This is a genomic window from Kitasatospora sp. NPDC057198, assembly GCF_042670125.1.
Lineage (GTDB): Bacteria > Actinomycetota > Actinomycetes > Streptomycetales > Streptomycetaceae > Kitasatospora.
On sequence record NZ_JBHUWH010000145.1, the window covers coordinates 1 to 16,464 of the forward strand.

General features: G+C 76.1%; 17 protein-coding genes. 5 read left to right on the top strand and 12 right to left on the bottom strand.

The genetic code is table 11. The annotated features are described in order from the left end of the window. Positions 1-35: 35 nt before the first annotated feature. Entirely contained in the window at positions 36-959 is a 924-nt protein-coding gene (locus ACFUEL_RS18225; RefSeq protein WP_380237336.1) for an alpha/beta hydrolase, read from the bottom strand. A 45-nt stretch (positions 960-1,004) separates the two neighbouring features. On the opposite strand from ACFUEL_RS18225, the gene ACFUEL_RS18230 reads away from it, so the two are divergent. Then, positions 1,005-1,481: a MarR family winged helix-turn-helix transcriptional regulator gene (locus ACFUEL_RS18230; RefSeq protein ID WP_380237351.1), complete on the top strand. Its 477-nt coding sequence runs from the start codon at positions 1,005-1,007 to the stop codon at positions 1,479-1,481. Positions 1,482-1,533: 52 nt separating this feature from the next. On the opposite strand, the gene ACFUEL_RS18235 is transcribed toward ACFUEL_RS18230, so the two are convergent. Together ACFUEL_RS18235 and ACFUEL_RS18240 are read right to left on the bottom strand one after the other, a co-directional pair. Continuing rightward, entirely contained in the window at positions 1,534-1,833 is a 300-nt protein-coding gene (locus tag ACFUEL_RS18235; RefSeq protein WP_380237337.1) for a hypothetical protein, read from the bottom strand. A gap of 121 nt (positions 1,834-1,954) precedes the next feature. Then, positions 1,955-2,629, bottom strand: coding sequence for a heme oxygenase (biliverdin-producing) (locus tag ACFUEL_RS18240; RefSeq protein ID WP_380237338.1), 675 nt, complete (start codon positions 2,627-2,629; stop codon positions 1,955-1,957). Positions 2,630-2,774: 145 nt separating this feature from the next. On the opposite strand from ACFUEL_RS18240, the gene ACFUEL_RS18245 reads away from it, so the two are divergent. Together ACFUEL_RS18245 and ACFUEL_RS18250 are read left to right on the top strand one after the other, a co-directional pair. Further along, positions 2,775-3,542, top strand: coding sequence for a class I SAM-dependent methyltransferase (locus tag ACFUEL_RS18245; RefSeq protein WP_380237339.1), 768 nt, complete (start codon positions 2,775-2,777; stop codon positions 3,540-3,542). A gap of 160 nt (positions 3,543-3,702) precedes the next feature. After that, positions 3,703-4,488 carry a hypothetical protein gene (locus ACFUEL_RS18250; protein ID WP_380237340.1) on the top strand — a complete coding sequence of 262 codons (786 nt, stop codon included), beginning with the start codon at positions 3,703-3,705 and terminating at the stop codon, positions 4,486-4,488. A 61-nt stretch (positions 4,489-4,549) separates the two neighbouring features. Here ACFUEL_RS18250 and ACFUEL_RS18255 read toward each other — a convergent pair whose 3' ends face one another. Beyond that, entirely contained in the window at positions 4,550-5,515 is a 966-nt protein-coding gene (locus tag ACFUEL_RS18255) for a hypothetical protein (RefSeq protein ID WP_380237341.1), read from the bottom strand. 36 nt (positions 5,516-5,551) lie between these two features. Beyond that, on the bottom strand, positions 5,552-6,586 hold the full coding sequence (locus ACFUEL_RS18260) for a methyltransferase domain-containing protein (RefSeq protein WP_380237342.1): 1,035 nt from the start codon (positions 6,584-6,586) through the stop codon (positions 5,552-5,554). A 98-nt stretch (positions 6,587-6,684) separates the two neighbouring features. Between ACFUEL_RS18260 and uppS the strand changes: the two genes are divergently transcribed. Beyond that, positions 6,685-7,551, top strand: a complete 867-nt coding sequence (gene uppS, locus ACFUEL_RS18265) for a polyprenyl diphosphate synthase (RefSeq protein ID WP_380237343.1) — start codon at positions 6,685-6,687, stop codon at positions 7,549-7,551. A 27-nt stretch (positions 7,552-7,578) separates the two neighbouring features. Here the strand turns inward: uppS and ACFUEL_RS18270 are convergent, their stop codons facing one another. Then, a complete protein-coding gene (locus tag ACFUEL_RS18270) occupies positions 7,579-7,974 on the bottom strand; it encodes a hypothetical protein (RefSeq protein ID WP_380237344.1) in 396 nt (131 codons plus the stop codon). Positions 7,975-8,157: 183 nt separating this feature from the next. Between ACFUEL_RS18270 and soxR the strand changes: the two genes are divergently transcribed. After that, on the top strand, positions 8,158-8,622 hold the full coding sequence (gene soxR, locus ACFUEL_RS18275; protein WP_380237345.1) for a redox-sensitive transcriptional activator SoxR: 465 nt from the start codon (positions 8,158-8,160) through the stop codon (positions 8,620-8,622). Positions 8,623-8,673: 51 nt separating this feature from the next. Here soxR and ACFUEL_RS18280 read toward each other — a convergent pair whose 3' ends face one another. From ACFUEL_RS18280 to ACFUEL_RS18305, 6 genes are all read right to left on the bottom strand, one after another. Then, positions 8,674-9,906: a beta-ketoacyl-[acyl-carrier-protein] synthase family protein gene (locus tag ACFUEL_RS18280; RefSeq protein WP_380237346.1), complete on the bottom strand. Its 1,233-nt coding sequence runs from the start codon at positions 9,904-9,906 to the stop codon at positions 8,674-8,676. Then, the gene (locus ACFUEL_RS18285) at positions 9,899-10,153 is read right to left on the bottom strand and encodes an acyl carrier protein (protein ID WP_380237347.1); all 255 of its coding nucleotides are present in this window, start codon (positions 10,151-10,153) and stop codon (positions 9,899-9,901) included. Before ACFUEL_RS18285 ends, ACFUEL_RS18280 begins: the two co-directional genes overlap by 8 nt. Before the next feature lie 60 nt (positions 10,154-10,213). Further along, positions 10,214-11,227: a beta-ketoacyl-ACP synthase 3 gene (locus ACFUEL_RS18290; RefSeq protein ID WP_380237348.1), complete on the bottom strand. Its 1,014-nt coding sequence runs from the start codon at positions 11,225-11,227 to the stop codon at positions 10,214-10,216. Between the two features lie 11 nt (positions 11,228-11,238). Continuing rightward, positions 11,239-12,087, bottom strand: coding sequence for an SDR family NAD(P)-dependent oxidoreductase (locus ACFUEL_RS18295; protein WP_380237349.1), 849 nt, complete (start codon positions 12,085-12,087; stop codon positions 11,239-11,241). After that, on the bottom strand, positions 12,084-13,112 hold the full coding sequence (locus ACFUEL_RS18300; protein WP_380237352.1) for a 3-oxoacyl-ACP synthase III family protein: 1,029 nt from the start codon (positions 13,110-13,112) through the stop codon (positions 12,084-12,086). The genes ACFUEL_RS18295 and ACFUEL_RS18300 overlap by 4 nt, the downstream gene beginning before the upstream one ends. 263 nt (positions 13,113-13,375) lie before the next feature. Continuing rightward, positions 13,376-16,165: an acyltransferase domain-containing protein gene (locus ACFUEL_RS18305; protein WP_380237350.1), complete on the bottom strand. Its 2,790-nt coding sequence runs from the start codon at positions 16,163-16,165 to the stop codon at positions 13,376-13,378. Positions 16,166-16,464 lie beyond the last annotated feature (299 nt).

Here is a 16,464-nt window from a genome sequence, read left to right on the forward strand (position 1 = left end):
GTGCGGGCCCGCACGGCGTGGCGGCGGGGTCCGGCCTACCGCGCGGACGTGCCCGCCGGGTGCCGGGCCCGGATGCGCTGGGCGAGGAAGAGGGCAGCCCGGTCCAGCGCCTCGTCCGCCTCGTCCAGGACGCCCGCGAACGCCTGGAACACGTGCGGCACGTCGGCGGTGACGTCCAGGATGACGTCGACTCCGACCGCCCTCGCGCGTTCGGCGAGGCGGGTGGAGTCGTCCAGCAGGATCTCGTTGGTGCCGACCTGGATCAGCAGCGGGGGGAAGCCGGTCAGGTCGGCGAGGACGGCCGGGCTGAGCAGGGGCTGCCGGGGGTCGGCCCCGGCGAGGTACATCGCCCCGGTGTGTTCGACGGCCGCGCGGGTGAAGACCGGGTCGATCCCCTCCTTGGTGTCCATGCTCCGGCCCGTGCGGGTGGCGTCGAGGCCGGGGGAGAACGCCACGACGGCGGCGGGCAGCGGGAGGCCCGCGTCACGGGCGGCCAGGCAGGTGGTGACGGCGAGGCCGCCGCCGGCGGAGTCGCCGGCGAACGCGACGGCCGAGGGGTCCGTGCCGCGGTCGAGGAGTTCGCGGTAGGCGCTCAGGGTGTCCTCGATCGCGGCCGGGTAGGGGTGTTCGGGGGCGAGCCGGTAGTCCGGCGAGTACGCGCCGAAGCCGGTCCTCGCCACCAGGTGTCCCGTCAGCGACAGGGCGGTCTCGGGGGAGCCGAACACGAAGCCGCCGCCGTGGAAGTACAGGATCGTCCCGGCGCGGGGGCCGCCGTCCGGCTCGACCCGCAGCGCGGGTCGTCCGCCGAGCGCGGTCCGCGTGGCGCGGACGGTGTCGGGTACGGCCATCCGGGCCATCAACTCTTCGAATCCGGCGCGCAGTTCGTCGACCGTCCGGAGGCCCTCGGGCCGCGGTCGCCGCATCATCGCGTCGATCCGGGCGCGCTGTTCTCTGCTCATGGGGGTGCCCTCCTGCCGCAAATGGATTCCGCTACACTATATGCCGTGGAATATAAATCAAGCGGCAGAGCGGCCGACCTCCCGAGCTTCTTCGCCGATCTGGTCCGGTGCGAGACGCGCCTGTACAACGCCCTCAACGACCGCCTCCGCGAGCGGCACGGGATCGTGACCTCGCAGTTCGAGTTCCTGCGCCACCTGCGCGACCACCCCGGCTCCCGGGTGGCGGACCTCGCCGCCGAGTTCGCCATCGGCGTCGGGGCGACCAGCAAGGGGATCGACCGCCTGGAGAAACAGGGGTGGGCCGTCCGGCAGCCCAACCCCGCCGACCGCCGGTCCTCCGTGCTGGCCCTGACCGACGACGGCTCGCGGCTCGTCGACGCGGCGGAGGAGACGTTCGCCCGGGAGCTCGCCGCCCTGCTCGGAGCGGCGTCCGACGACCCGGCGGCCCCGGCCGCCGCCGGCTTCCTCGCGAGGCTGCGCTCCGCGCTCGAACGCGACCGGATCGGCGCCCCCACGGGCTGAGGCCCGCCAGGACGGACGGCGGCCCCCCAGGACGGGCGGCGGCGCGCGGCGCTCAGCGATCGCCCGCCAGGACGGCCAGTTCGCGCAGCCGGGTGAAGTAGTCGGCGGCCTCCGGATCGTCGGCGAGTTCGGGCAGGATCCGGTGGACGGACGCTATGCCGGTGCGCAGGGCCTCCCGGCGGCGCTGGTCGAGCGGCCCGGTCAGGGCGGCGGACACGCAGCCGGCGAGGTGGCTGTCGAGCAGCACCAGGTCTTCACCGGCGGGGGCGCGCCGGTAGCAGCTCTGCGGGAAGGGCAGGTCGAGGAAATCCTGCCAGAGGGTGGCCAACTGGTCGTCGTGCGTCTCGCTCATGCGGACGATGATGCCCGAGCGCACGGCCGCCCCGTCACCCGCCCCACCTCGCCCATCCCGCTCCGCCCACCCGTCCGACGCCCAAGCGCCCAAGCACTCAGGCGCCCTGGCACTCAGGCACTCAGGCACTCAGCGGGTACCGGGCGCCGAGTTCGCCGAATATCGCGCCGTTGAGGACGAAGGCCCGCTTGCACTCCTCGGCGACCCGGCGGCGCTCGACCTCGTCCATCAGCTCGCCAGCGGCGTCCAGCCTGGCGCGGTAGTCGCGCTTGAACGCGGCGGGGTTGTCGATCTCCTCGAAGACGTAGAACCGGACGCCGTCGCCCTTGCGCTCGAAGCCCCAGGTGCGCTCGGCGACGCCGCGGATGATCTGACCGCCCGACAGGTCGCCGAGGTAGCGGGTGTAGTGGTGGGCGAGGTAGCCGGCCGGCCAGGTCTCGGCGAGTTCCCCGATCCGGGCGGCGATCGCCTCGGTGGCGGGCAGCGGGGCGAGGGTGTCGCGCCAGTCGGGGCCGGCCAGGTGGTCGAGGTCGCGTTCGATCGCGGCGGTGCGCAGCAGGGCGCGGTCGACCAGCGGGCCGGTGACGGGGTGCGCGGCGAGGGTGTCCAGGTGGGCTTCCAGGGCGCGGTAGACGTACCAGAGTTGGCCGGTGAGGTCGGTGTACGCCTGGACGCCGAGCCTCCCGCCGAGCAGGTCGCCCATGAAGGAGGACTGTTCGGCCGCCCGGTGCTCCTCGGCGCTGGCCGTGCGGAGCAGGGCGGAGAAGGTGGCAGGCTGCTGGTCGGGGCTGGACATCGGGGAGTGCCTCCAAAGATCGAATCCCCTCGATTATTTAGGTTAGGCTCACCTAAGTCAAGCTGTTGCCGACACCCCGTCGGGAAGACCCCACGAGGCGTTAAATCCCCGGCCCCACCGGCTCCGACGTGCTTGGATGCCTGCCATGAACCGATCATTCGACGACCTGGTCACGGAGGCCGCCGCCGCTCCCGTCGACGGCTGGGACTTCTCCTGGCTGGCCGGCCGGGCCACCGAGCAGCGCCCCTCCTGGGGGTACCAGCGGCTGCTGGGCGAGCGGCTCGCGGCGGCCGGCGCGGCGCTGGACGTGCAGACCGGCGGCGGCGAGGTGCTGGCGGGCGCGGGGGCGGCGAACTTCCCGCGCACGCTGGTGGCGACCGAGGGCTGGGCGCCGAACGCCGCGCGGGCGACGCGGCTGCTGCACCCGCTGGGCGCCGTCCTGGTGGCCTCCCCGGAGGACGCCCCGCTGCCGTTCGCGGACGGCGCGTTCGACCTGGTGACCAGCCGCCACCCGGCGCGGGTGGACTTCCCGGAGATCGCCCGGGTGCTGGCCCCCGGCGGCACGTACTTCGCCCAGCACGTGGGCGGGCGCACCAACGTCGAGCTGAGCGCGTTCTTCCTCGGGCCGTTCCCGGTGCCCACCGACCGCGAGCACGAGGTGGAGGCCGCGCGGGCCCGGGCGGCGGGGCTGGAGGTGGTGGAGTGCCGCAACGAGCGGCTGCGGCTGGAGTTCTCCGACGTCGGCGCGGTGGTCTGGTTCCTGCGCAGGGTGATCTGGACGGTGCCGGACTTCTCGGTCGATCGCTACCGCGAGCGGCTGCGCGAACTGCACGAACTGATCGGCCGCGAGGGCGGGTTCACCTCCAGCATGTCCCGCACCCTGTTCGAGGCCCGCAAGCCCGCCGCCTCCTGAGCACCCGGCCGCCGCCCACCGTCCGCCCACCCGCCGCCCACCCGCCGTCCACCCGGCGCAACCCCTCACCCGCTCCGGTGACCCGGCGGGACGAAACCACCCGAACCGGCTATGCATCCCAGCCGACGACGGGGCAACGGCACGACGGGAGGCGGTCGCGGTGGCACCGGGGACGGCGGACGGGCGCACCGAGGTGGACCGCAAGGGCGGGCCGGGGCACACGGTGCTGCTGGCGCTGCTCGCGGCGGTGCCGCTGGTGAAGGTCGCCTGGACGGTCGGCGGCGGCTCGCACACCCGCGAGGTGGTCACCACCATGGGCGTGCCGAACCTCGGCGAGGTGCTGGTCGGCATGGTGACGACCCGTCCGCTGCTGGGTTCGCTGGTGGCGGTGGTCACCTCCCGGGTGGTGTTCGCGCTGTTCGCGGCGCGCGGCGCCGTCCCGCGCGGGCGCTCGGCGGGCGCGGTGGCCCGGACGGTGGCGCTGACGCTGGTGAACCCGCTGGCGATGGGCGTGCTGTGCTGGGTGTTCTACGGGCCGTGGTGGGGGCTGGCGGTGGCGCTGGTCTCGCTGGCGCTGCGCAACGGGCTGGTCCAGGAGTACCGGGCGGGCCGCCGCCGCCATCCGCACGGGCGCCCGGACACCGTCGCGCTCGCGCCATGGCGGCTGCGGCTGGTGGCGGCCGAGCAGTGGGCGGCGCTGCTGCTGACCGTCGTGCTGCTGCCGCTGACGGCGTTCGCCGCCGCGCTGGACGGGCTGGCCTGGGACACCGTGCTGCGCTGCGACGTCGCGGCGGGGGCGCACACCGGGCAGTCCCGGCTGATCGAACTGCGCCGCGAGGGCAACGGCGTGGTCGGCTGGGACCTGCACGCGCAGGAGGTCGTCAACGGGCTGGCCTGCGTCAAGGAGGAGTCGCTGCGGGTCCGCCCGGCCTGGTGGAACTCCTGAGCCCCCGGCCGCCGTTCGGGCCCGCCGCCCGTCGCCCGTCGCCCGTCAGGTCGTCAGGTCGTCAGGCCGCCGGGCCGGGCAGGGCGCGGCGCACGGGGTGGCCGGATGCGGCGGTGGTCAGCCAGCTGCCGTCGCCGAGCGGGCGCAGGTCGTAGCAGTCCTCGGTGCCGGAGTCGAACTCGCCGAGGATCCGGCCGGTGCGCGCGTCGACCCGGTAGCTGCGGAACCACTCCTGCTCGGTCTCCTCGACCTCGCCGTACAGCACCACCGCGAGGGTGTCCGGGTCGAGGTAGCCGCCGCTCCACTCGACCACGGCCTCGCACTCCTCGCCGTCGTAGCCGAAGTCGTCGACGGTGAGGGTGAACACGCCCTCGCCGCCGGGGTAGGCGTGCACCGTGAGGTCCGCCTGGCCGTGGTCGACGGTCAGGAAGTGCCGGCCGTCCGGGGAGAGGTCGATCAGGCAGCGGTCGCTCCAGGGGTAGGCGACCAGCTCCGGCGTGCCGTCGGTGCACGAGCCGCGGAGGACGACGGTGCCGTCCTGGCCCTCGCCGACGTCCAGCAGCACCTCGCCGCTGTCGGGGTGGGCGAAGTGCGTGCCGCCGTGGCCGACGGTGTCCAGCGGGAGCCGCCCCAGCGGTTCGCCGGTCGCGGCGTCCAGCGCCGTCCAGGTGTCGTGGCGGCTGCGCCCGGCCATCGCGTCGGGCTGGTAGAGCCACAGCAGGCGGCCGTCCGGGGAGAGCCCGCAGCCGGGGTGGTGGCCGTGCGGGCGGCTCCACTTGCCCGGGATGTCCGAGCGCCACAGCTCGGTGCCGTCCGCGGCGAGGCAGACCGCGCCGTCCAGCGTGGTGTAGTAGGCCCGCGTCAGGTCCCGCGCGACCGCGTGGTCGACGATCTCGTCGCCCTCCCGCGGCCGGAACACCGCGACGGGCTCCAGCTCCCCGAACGCCGGGGCGGTGGTGTCGTACGCGCAGATCGCGCCGCCGACGCGGCGGGCGGTGATCGGACGGCGGGCCGGGTCGTTGCTCATGGGGCCGAACCCTAGCGCGCCCCGCCGACAGCGCCGCTACGGCTTCTCGGCGGTGGTCACCAGCACGGTGACCGAGGCCAGGAACGGGCCGTGCGCCAGGTGGTCGAGCCAGCGCCGGGCCTGTTCGCGGCTCAGGTAGCCGGCCTCGACGGCGCGTTCGGTGTTGCGGTGCAGGCCGAGCACCCGGTCCGCCTCCCGGACGTCCCGGTACAGCGGGGTGACGGGGACGACGGCGCGCACGGCGAGGCCGGCCGCGGCGGCCAGCCGGGGCAGTTGGCGGCCGATCAGCGGGTTGCGGACGATCCGGTCGGTGAGGTGGCGGGTGAAGGCGCGGGCGAGCACGGGGTCGGGGTGGTCGACGGCGAGGGTGTCCCAGTCGGGTTCGGCGGCGACCAGCCGGCCGCCGGGGCGCAGCACCCGGTGGGCCTCGGCGAGGGCGGCGGCCGGGTCGGCGAGGTGCTGGAGCAGCCGGTCGGTGCGGATCCGGTCGGCGCTGCCCGGGGCCAGCGGGAGGCGGTGGACGTCGGCGCGCAGCACGGCGGTGCCGGGGAGGCCGGCGGCGCTCCCGGCGGCCCGGCGGACCATGTCCGGGTCGTGGTCGACGCCCAGGAGGCGGCCGCGGGAGGTGGCGGCGCGGGCGAGGGCGGGCAGCGCGGCGCCGGTGCCGCAGCCCCAGTCGAGCAGGTGGTGTCCCGGCCGGGCGTCCAGGGCGTCGAGCAGGACCTGCTGGTAGGCGCGGGCCTGGTCGGTGCCGTTGAGGCGCTCCTGGTAGGCGATCCGGTCGGGGACGACCGTCTCGAAGAGCTGTCCGGCGACGTCGGCGAGGGCGTCGAGCTCCCGTCCGAGCACCCGGCGGCCCTCGGCGGTCAGCCGGACCGGCCGGCGGCGGCCCTCGCCGGGCAGGTACTCGATCAACTGCTTGTCGCGCAGCCGGGCGAGGGCGCCGGAGAGGCTGCCGCGGCCGAGCCGGGTACCGGTCATCCGCTCGACGGCGGTGTTGACGGCGTATCCGTGCAGCGGGCCGTCCGCGAGGGCGGACAGCACCAGCATCTGGGCGTCGTTGGTGCGCACCTGTTCCTGTTCCTCCGTCCGGCCGCGCTTCTCGATGACACGCGCCGCGTGCTATTCATTGTGCACCATGCGGGCCCGCCCACCGAAAGGCCGTCACCTTGCCTGCCCCGAACACCCTGCCTGCCCTGAAAGCCCTGCCTGCCCTGAAAGCCCTGCTCGCCCCGAAGACCCGTCCCGCCCTGAACGCCTCGAACCCCCTGACCGCCCTGACCGCCCTGCGCACCGACCGGCTGCGCCGCCGCCTGGCCGGGGCCGAACTGCCCCGGCACATCGGCCTGATCATGGACGGCAACCGTCGCTGGGCCCGCGAGCGGGGCTTCGCCGACACCCGGCTCGGCCACCACTACGGCGCCCGGCACGCGGGCGCGGTGCTCGGCTGGTGCGAGGCGCTGGGCGTGCGCCACGTGACGGTGTTCCTCTGCTCGGCGGAGAACCTGCGGCGGCGCGGCGACGAGGAGGTCGCCTTCCTGATGCGGGTGATCGAGGACGTCCTGGCCCGCGACCTGGCCGGCCCCCGACCGCGCTGGCGGGTCCACCTGGCCGGCGACCAGAGCACCCTCCCGGAGTCGACCGCCCGCGCCCTGGCGCACGCGGTGGCCGCCACCGCCGACTGCCCCACCGGCGCCCACCTGACCCTCGCCGTCGGCTACGGCGGCCGCCAGGAGCTCGTCTCCGCCGTGCGCGGCCTGCTGCACGCCCACGCCGACAGCGGCCGCCCCGTCCGGGCCCTGGCCGAGGAGCTGAGCTGCGAGCACATCGCCCGCCACCTGCAGACCGCGGGCAGCCCCGACCCGGACCTGGTCATCCGCACCAGCGGCGAGCAGCGGATGTCCAACTTCCTGCTGTGGCAGAGCGCCTACGCGGAGCTGTACTTCTGCGACGCGTACTGGCCGGCCTTCCGCGAGCTCGACTTCCTGCGCGCGGTCGAGGCGTACACCGCCCGCCGGCGCCGGTACGGCGGCTGAGGCCGGGCCGGTGGCGCCGGCCGGGGCTCACGGGTGGTCGGACCGGACGGGGGTGGCCGTGGGGCGGCCGGTGGCCACCCGCAGGAGGGCTTCGAGGATGCCGGTGCTCTCCGCGGCGGAGAGGGCGACGGGCGGCGGGAGGCCGGGCCGGCTGCAGGCGATCTCCAGCAGGACGCGGGCCGCGTCGGCCAGTGCGGCCGCGGCGCGTTCCGCGCGTTCGGCGGGGTCGGTGTCGGCGATCAGGCCGAGGGCGGCGGCGGTGCGGCGGCGCTCGCGGCGGGCCTCGTAGGCGCGCTGCCGACAGGTCTGGCCGCAGTACTTGGGGCGGGCGCCGCGTCTGCCGGCGGCGGGGGCGGGCTTTCCGCACCAGACGCAGGGGTGCGCGTCCGTCCGGGCGTCGGGGGCGGGGGCGACGTCGTCCATGCCCTGATCCAACGCCCGCCGCCCCGCGGACGGGACGGGAGCCGGGCCGGTTCACCTGAACGGGGACGGCCGGCGGGGAACCGGCCGCGGTGCTCGGACCTCCGGGAGGGCGGCGACCAGCGGGTGGTCCCGGTCGACCGTAGGTCCTCAAGCAATGTTTGAGGTCAACGGGGGAGGCGGCGGATGGCGGCCCACCGGCCGGACGGAACGGAGCCCGCGGCGGACGACCGGTTGCCGATCGGCGAGGTCAGCGCGCGGACGGGCGCGGCGGTGTCCGCACTGCGGTTCTACGAGGAGCTCGGCCTGATCGCCTCCGAGCGCGACGGCCGCAACCGGCGCAGCTACCCGCGGCACATGCTGCGCCGGATCGCGCTGATCTCGGTGGCGAAGCGGATCGGCATCCCGCTGGAGGACCTGCGCGAGGCGTTCGCCGACGTGCCGCTCGACCGGCCGCCCAGCCACCAGGAGTGGCAGCGCGCCTCCCGCAACTGGAAGCTCCGGCTGGAGGAGCGCCGCCGGACCATCGAGCGGCTGGAGGCCGAACTGACCGGCTGCATCGGCTGCGGCTGCCTGTCGATGAAGGCGTGCGCCCTGCTGAACCCGCACGACGCCCTGGCCGGGGACGGCACCGGCCCGCGCCGCCTGTGACGCCCGCGTCGCCTGGACGGGCGTGACGGGCGTGACGGGTGTGACGGCCGTTCAGGGGCGCAGGGCCAGTACGGCGTTGTGGCCGCCGAAGCCGAGGGAGTGGCTGAGCGCCAGCCGCGGCGCCTGTCGGCGGGGTGCGCCGGTGACCAGGTCGAGACCGGCGGTGTCGGGGCCGGGGGCGTCGTGGTTGGCGGTGGGCGGGACGGTGCCGGTGCGCAGGGTGCGGACGGTGAGGGCGGCCTCGATCGCGCCGGCCGCGCCCATGGTGTGGCCGAGGGCGCCCTTGGCGGAGGTGACGCTGGGCGGGGTGCGGGCGAACAGGTCGCGGATCGCGGCGGCTTCGACCCGGTCGCCCTGCGGGGTGCCGGTGCCGTGCGCGTTGACGTGCCCGACCTCGTCGGGGCCGGCGTCCGCGGCGCGCAGCGCGAGGGCGACGGCAGCGCGCAGGCCGCGCCCGGCGGGGTCGGGGGCGGTGGGGTGGTGGGCGTCGGAGGTGGCGGCCCAGCCAGCCAGGTGGGCGAGGGCGGGGACGCGGCGGGCGGCGGCGTCGGCGGCGCGTTCCAGGACCAGGACGCCCGCGCCCTCGCCGAGGACGAGGCCGTCCCGGTCCCGGTCGAAGGGGCGGGAGGCGGTGGCGGGCCGGTCGGTGCGCCGGGAGAGCGCGCCGGTGCGGGCGAAGGCGGCGGCGCACAGCGGGGTGGCCATGGCGTCGGTGCCGCCGGCGACGGCGAGGTCGCAGGCGCCGGTGGCGAGCAGCAGCGCGGCGTGCGCGATCGCGTCGGCGCCGGAGGCGCAGGCGGTGGAGGTGTGCAGGGCGGGGCCAGTGGTGCGCAGGGCGAGGGCGAGGTGTCCGGCGGCGGACAGGTTGGGCAGGTAGCCGGTGAGGGTGAGCGGGGAGAGCGCGTCGGGGCCGTGTTCCAGCAGGCGGCGGTGGGCGTTCTCCAGGACGGCGATGCCGCCGGCGGCGGAGCCGACGACCACGGCGACGCGGGCCGGTTCCCAGTCGGGGGCGCGACCGCCGAACGCCTCGAGGCCGGCTTCCCGCAGGGCTTCCCGGGCGGCGGTCAGCAGGTAGCGGGTGGAGCGGTCCAGCCGCCAGCCCTGCCGGACGGGGGCCTCCTCGGGGTGCGGGGGGCGGCAGCTGATCGCCACCGGGCAGCCGTCCAGGGCGGGGTCGCGCCGGGCGGTGCCGCGCCCCTCGCACAGGGTGCGCCAGGTCGCGTCCAGGTCGTCGCCCCCGGCGGTGACCGCCCCGGTGCCGGTGACCACGATCCGGTCAGTCATCCCCGGGTCGCCGCCCGTCCAGCAGCGTGCGTACCTCGTCGGCGAGTTGACCGACCGTCACCTCGGCTCCGGCGGCTTCGGCGTCCAGCGGGACGCCCCACTCCTCCTGGAGGGTGACGTACAGCTCGACGACGGACAGCGAGTCGAGGTCGAGCTCCTGGAAGCTCGCCCGGGCGGTGATCAGGTCGGCGGGGACGTCGAACTTCTCGGTGAGGACGGCGGCGATGCGTTCGGTGACCTGGTCCACGGGAGGTCTCCTCCTGGTGCGGGGGGGGTGTCAGGGCATTGGGTGTCAGGGCATTGGGTGTCAGGGCAGGGTGCGGCGGACGGGGGTGGCGGCGGGCCAGGTGAGGGCGACGGAGGCCCAGGTCAGGCCGCCGCCGAAGGCGGTGAGCAGGGTGGGGGTGCCGGGGGCGAGGGCGCGCTGCGGGCCGTCGTCGGCGAGCACCAGCGGGATGGAGGCGGCGGCGGTGTTGCCGAGGTCGCGCAGGTTGCCGAAGCGGACGGCGGGCGGCAGGCCGAGCCGGTCGGCGACCGAGTCGAGGATCCGCTGGTTGGCCTGGTGGGCGACGAACGCGCCGAGGTCGGCGGCCCGCCACCCGGCGGCGGCCAGCGCCCGCCCGGCGGAGTCGGTGAGGTGCCGGACGGCCTGCCCGTAGACGGAGCGGCCCCGCATCCGGAACCAGTGCGCGTCCGGGTCGAGCCGCTGCCGGTCGGGGTGCCGGGAGCCGCCCGCGCCGATGGTGATCAGGGCGGCCCCGCCGCCGTCGCTGCCCAGGTCGGCGGCGTGCAGGGCGCCGGGCGCGCCGTCCTCGGCGGCGGCCAGCAGGACGGCTCCGGCGCCATCGCCGAACAGGGCGGCGGTGTCGCGGTCGGCGGGGTCGACGATGGTGGAATAGGTGTCGGCGCCGATCACCAGCGGCCGGCGGCAGGTGCCGGCCCGGACCAGCGCGTCGGCGGTGGCCAGCGCGTACAGGAAGCCGGAGCAGACCGCGGACAGGTCGAGGGCGGGGACGCGCGGCAGGCCGAGCCGGTGGGCGACGGCGGGCGCGGTGGCGGGGCAGGGGTGGTCGGGGGTGGTGGTGGCGAGCAGCACGAAGTCCGGTGCGGCGTCGGCGGATTCGATGGCGGCGGCGGCCGCGTACACGGCCAGGTCGCCGGTGGCGGTGCCGGGGGCGGCGCGCCGGCGGCGGTGGATGCCGGTGCGCCGGCGGATCCACTCGTCGCTGCTGTCCAGGCGTCCTTCGGCGATCACCTCCTCGTTGTCGACGCTGCGGGCGGGCAGGCAGGAGCCGATCCCGACGACGGCCGCGCGGGGCACCGGACGCCTCCTCAGGCCGCGAACGGGGAGGGCGGCTTGGGGATGGCCGCCAGTCCGCCGTCGGGGGTGCTCAGTCCGCCGTCCAGCACCAGGGCCTGCGCGGTGACCAGGGCGGAGGCGGGCGAGGCGAGGAACAGCACCGCGCCGGCGATATCCTCGGGGGCGCCCCAGCGGCCCTGCGGGACGTGCGCCATCAGCCACCGCGAGAACGGCTCGGCGCCGGAGGCGAAGCTGGTCATGTCGGTGGTGGTCCAGCCGGGGCAGACCGCGTTCACCCGGATGCCCTCGCGGGCCCAGCCGACGCCCAGGCTGCGGGCGAGCGAGATCTGCGCGGCCTTGGTCGCGGCGTACGCGTCCAGCAGCGGGGTGCCCATCACCCCGGACGCGGAGGACATCAGGATCAGCGAGGCCCGGTCGGAGGCCGCCAGGTAGGGGTGCGCGGCCCGGCAGATCTCGGCGGTGGCGTTCAGGTTGACCGAGATCACGTACTCCCAGTCCTGCTGGGTGGAGTGCTGGAACGGCACCAGGACGGGGCTGCCGTCCGCCGCGGTGGGCAGCACCCCGGCGTTGTGCAGCAGCACGTCGATCCCGCCGAGTGCCGCGGCCGCCCGCTCCACCAGCCCGCCCGGCGCGCCCGGTTCGGCCAGGTCCGCGGGCAGGGCGAGCGCCCGTACCCCGTGCTCCTCGGCCTCCTCGACCACCTCCCGCAGCGCGGCCCCGGTGCGGGCGCTCAGCACCAGGTCGCTCCCGGCCTCGGCCAGCGCCAGTGCGCAGGCCCGGCCGATGCCCCGCGAGGCCCCGGTGACCAGGGTGCGGGCACCGTCCAGCCGGAACGCCCCCGGCAGCGTGCGGTTGCTCATGGCAGTGCTTCCTTCCGTTCGTGGTGGATTCCGGCCGGGTGCCCGGACCAGCGCAGCAGTGCGCTGCCCCAGGTCATCCCGGCCCCGAAGACGGTCAGCAGGATCAGGTCGCCGGGCTGCAGCAGCCCCTCGGCGTGCGCGGTGGCCAGCGCGTACGGGGCACTGGCCGCGCCGATGTTGCCCACCAGGTCGCCGACCACGGTCATCCGGTCGGCCAGGCCCGCCTCGGCGGCGAGCCGGCGCAGCAGGACGGGGTTGGGCTGGTGGGTGATCACGTGGTCGATGTCGCCGACGGCCAGGCCGTGCCGTTCCAGCGTCTCGCGCAGCATCCGCGGGAAGGCGTCCCGGATGAACCGGCTGACCGTCCGCCCGTCCATCCGGATCCGGTGCGCGCCCTCCGCGAGGGTCTCCCGGCTGGCCGGACGCCGGCTGCCGCCGGCCGGGATCAGCACCCGGTCCGCGAGCGTGCCGTCCGAGCCGAGCCGGAACCCGCCCAGCCCGCCCGGCGGTTCCACCGGGCCCAGCACGGTGGCCGCGGCGCCGTCCGCGAACAGCACGGCGGTGGCCCGGTCCGCCGGGTCCAGGAACTTCGAGTACGCCTCCACCCCGACCACCACCGCGAGCATCGGCCCGTCCGCCTCGCGCAGCCAGTCGTGCGCGACCTTCGCCCCGAACAGCCAGCCCGAGCAGGCCGCCGACACGTCCAGCGCGACGGCGCCCACCGCCCCCACCAGCGCCTGCACCCGGCACGCCGTCGCCGGGCCCAGCTCGTCCGGCGTCGACGTCGCGCACACCAGCAACCCCAGCTGAGCGGCCGTCACCCCGGCCGAGGCCAGCGCCCGGCGCACCGCCTCCGCCGCGAGGTCGGAGGCCGCCTGCTCCCCCGCCGCGACGTGCCTGCGGCGCACGCCCGTGCGCTCCGCGATCCACTCCGGGGTCACCCCGACCGCCGCCGCCACCTCCCCGTTCCCCCGCACCCGCGACGGCACGTACCGCCCGGTGCCCCACACGCCCACTGCGTTCACCACCGCAAGCTCCTTACCTGTGCAGACGAATTCGGGAGAAATCAGGGGCTCGGGTACGAACGGCGGGAGGCGAAACCAGGGGCCCGGGGAACGGCGGGTCCGTGCTGCTGGTGGCCGGAGCCCATCGGAGGTCCGTGCTGCTGCGTGCAGTAACAGAACCGAAAGCAGATGCGCGCCACGGCAGTGAACCGTCAGCAGACCCGGGCTCGCCGTTCCCCGAGCCCCTGGTGGTGCTCTCGTGAGCCCTGCTGGCTGCTCCGGCGCTAGACGATCTCGTCGGGGAAGGCGAAGTCCCGCTCGACCCGCTCCAGGTGCGGCAGCAGCCGGTCGTAGCCGCGTTCGAGGGCGTTCTCCAGGCCGGCGAGTTCGCCGGGGGTGAGGGTACGGTGGCGCAGCAGCGGGCCGGCCAGCCGGTCGGCGGCGCGCAGGGCGGCGAGGTGGGCGAGGGCGCTGGTGGCTCCGTCCGGGGGGAGGGCGGCGAGGGCGCGCGGGAGGTCCTCGGCGGCGAGCCGGGCCGCGTAGGTGGCGCCGAGTTCCGCGGCGCGGTCGAGCAGCGGGTTCCACACCTCGAAGGGGCTGGCGCCCGTGCGCGTCCCCTCCGCGGTGGCGCGGCGCAGCCAGTTGGTCTGGGTGTGCTGGTGGCGGGCCAGGACGGCGGGCCACCAGCCGGGGTCGGCGAGGTCGGTCGGGATGGGTGGGAGCGTTCCGGTCGGCGGGTCGTCCAGCAGGGCGCGGCCGAGGTCGTAGCGGATGAGTCTGCTGTCGCCGCCGGCCGGGTCGAAGGAGCGGGCGAAGCCGTGGTAGCCGGCCAGCCGGTTGCCGTCGGCGAGTCCGGCGTGGCCGCAGCGGCGCTGGCAGTCGGCGATGATCCGTTCGGCTTCGTCGGCGCAGTGCGCCTTGTACGCGGACAGCGGGCGGCTGACGGCGGCCCACGGGGCGAAGCCGCTCCCGGCCTCGGCGGTGTCGGACTCCCGTGCGGCGGCGAGCAGTTCGCGGGCCCGGGCGGCGGCGCAGCTGAGCGCGAAGGCGTCGGCGAGGGCGCCGAGCAGGGCGCGCTGCTGGCTGCGGTGGGCGAGCAGCGGGGTGCCGGGGGCGAGGGCGGCGCGGGTCTCGCGGTGGCGGGAGTGCCGGACGGCGAGGACGGCGGACTGGCGGGCGAGGGCGGCCAGCGCGGTGGGCAGGACGCCCCACAGGTCCTGGCCGACGGCGAGGGTGCGGCGCAGCCGGTCGGCGGGGGTGCGCGGGTCGTGCAGGCGGCCGTGCGCGTCGAGGTCGGCGTCGTCGCGCAGCCAGTGCGCCTCGGGGACGCGCAGACCGTCGAAGCGGACGCGGTGGTAGCTGAGCGGGAGGGCGCCGACCGGGACGGGCGGGGAGAGGGTGACGCCGGGCCGGGGGCCGTCGTGGTCGGCGAGGCGGGCCAGGAAGGCGAACACTCCGCCGTGCTGTCCGGCGGCGTCGACGGCGCGGGCGACCACCACGGCGCCGCGCGCCCCGGGGTGCTGGGGGACGCCGCCGAACTTGGCGTCCTCCGGTTCGGGGGTCCGCAGCACGAACTCCCTCCGGTCGGGCCGGAATTCGGCGGTCGTTCCGGCGCCGAGGTGGCTGCTGGCCCGGCCGGCCTCGGTGACCAGGTAGCCGATCCGCAGTTCCCCGGCGTCGACGGCGTCGAGTTCCGGCCGGACGTCCTCGGCCCGGCCGGCCAGCCGCAGCAGCGAGCCCTGGCCCAGGACGGTCTGGGTGACGAGGGACATGCCGAGCCGGGGGTCGGCGACGGCGGCCCAGGCCAGCGCGGCGGCCAGTGCGTCGGCGTCGGCGTGCAGGTCGGCGGCGGCGGGCAGAGCACGCAGCAGGGCGCGCAGACGGCGGTGGAGGTAGGGCTCGCGTTCCCCGGGGGCTTCGGCGACGCGGTACGGGTGCCGGGCCAGCGCGCGGTGCAGCCGGGGCAGGTAGCCGGGGTGCTGGCGGCCGTGCAGCAACTCCCCCAGCGCCCCGGACGGTTGCGCCGCCGTCCCGCTCGACTCCCCCACCGCCCCATCCCTCCCGCTCGACTCCCCCACCGTCCCGTTCGTCTTCGTCACCGTCCGAACCCCCTTGCTCTCCTCCGGAGTTGGCGCCTCGCCGTTCGTGACCCCGGCGACCCGGGCGCCGGTGCCGCGCAGGCAGTCGGCGGCGTTGCGGCCGAGCGCGCTGCCGGGCCCCGCCTCGTGGTAGTCGGTGTGGCCGTGGGCGGCGAGCAGGGCGAGGACCCGGGGCAGGTGGGCGGGGCGGACCAGGCAGTCGGCGGTCCGGGCGGCCAGGTCGTCGGCGGGGGTGTAGCGGCGTCCGGCGACGGCGGAGTAGAGCGGTACGGCGGGCGGCCGGATCGGTGGGCCGTCGCGCAGCAGTGTCTCGAACTCGGCCCGCTGGTCCTCGAGTTCGGGGTGGTGGGAGCCGAAGGGCAGGTGCAGTCGGACGGCGGTGACGCCCTGGGCGGTGGCGAGCCGTTCGACGGCGGCGAGGTGTCCGGGCGGGCCGGCGAGCACGCACTCCCGGGGGCTGTTGACGCAGCCGACGGCCACCCGTCCGGCTCCGGCGCGGGCGGCCAGTTCGACGGCCCGGTCCTCGCCGCAGCCGATCAGGGCGAGTGCGCCGGGCGCGCCGGCCAGGACTTCGGCCAGGTACAGGACGGCGGCCGCGCCGGCGGCGACCGTCCAGGACCCGGCGGCGGTCAGTGCGGCGAGTTCGCCGAAGCTGACGGCGAGCAGGGCGGCGGGCGGGCCGTGCCGTTCGGTCAGCAGCCGGTGCCAGGCCAGCGCCGCGCCGTGGTGGGCGAGTTGCGGCAGACCCACCGGACCCTGCGCCAACTCCCTTCCTCCGGGCGGGTGTTCACCGAGCAGCAGGCCGGCCAGTGGCGGCAGCGGCTCGGCGCCCGGGTCGGCACCGACAGCGGCGTCGATCTCCTCGTAGACGGCGTGCAGTGCGCGGCGCAGTGCGCCGTCCCGGGCGGCGGCCCGGTAGAGCGTCTGGACGGGGAAGTCCCCCTGGCCGGGGACCATGTGAACCGACACGGGCATGACTGCACGCTCCGCAGCAGCGAGGGGTCCGATCCGGGGCGGGTCGCGGTGCGACCGGCCGCGGGCCGGCTCCCCCCGGCGCGGCCGGTGTCCGGCCCGCCACCACAGTGCCCAATCGGTATGTCCACCATCCAGTCATATGACCGGTGAATGTGTTGAAAGTTCCGCCCCGGTTGAACGTTCACCAGAACCGGGCGGACCCTTAGAAAGTGTCGGGTAATTGATCAACTGCGTGGCGTGATCGCTGGCGGTGATCGTTGCGGTCGAGGTGTTCCGTGATGATCGCCGCCATGTGTGTC

Excerpts from the sequence above, each read along its gene's own strand:
- ACFUEL_RS18245 (WP_380237339.1), top strand. The coding sequence starts at position 2,775 with ATGAACCGATCATTCGACGACCTGGTCACGGAGGCCGCCGCCGCTCCC.
- ACFUEL_RS18240 (WP_380237338.1), bottom strand. The coding sequence starts at position 2,629 with ATGTCCAGCCCCGACCAGCAGCCTGCCACCTTCTCCGCCCTGCTCCGC.
- ACFUEL_RS18225 (WP_380237336.1), bottom strand. The coding sequence starts at position 959 with ATGAGCAGAGAACAGCGCGCCCGGATCGACGCGATGATGCGGCGACCG.
- ACFUEL_RS18235 (WP_380237337.1), bottom strand. The coding sequence starts at position 1,833 with ATGAGCGAGACGCACGACGACCAGTTGGCCACCCTCTGGCAGGATTTC.
- ACFUEL_RS18295 (WP_380237349.1), bottom strand. The coding sequence starts at position 12,087 with ATGAGCAACCGCACGCTGCCGGGGGCGTTCCGGCTGGACGGTGCCCGC.
- soxR (WP_380237345.1), top strand. The coding sequence starts at position 8,158 with ATGGCGGCCCACCGGCCGGACGGAACGGAGCCCGCGGCGGACGACCGG.
- ACFUEL_RS18305 (WP_380237350.1), bottom strand. The coding sequence starts at position 16,165 with ATGCCCGTGTCGGTTCACATGGTCCCCGGCCAGGGGGACTTCCCCGTC.
- ACFUEL_RS18280 (WP_380237346.1), bottom strand. The coding sequence starts at position 9,906 with ATGACTGACCGGATCGTGGTCACCGGCACCGGGGCGGTCACCGCCGGG.
- ACFUEL_RS18255 (WP_380237341.1), bottom strand. The coding sequence starts at position 5,515 with ATGAGCAACGACCCGGCCCGCCGTCCGATCACCGCCCGCCGCGTCGGC.
- ACFUEL_RS18270 (WP_380237344.1), bottom strand. The coding sequence starts at position 7,974 with ATGGACGACGTCGCCCCCGCCCCCGACGCCCGGACGGACGCGCACCCC.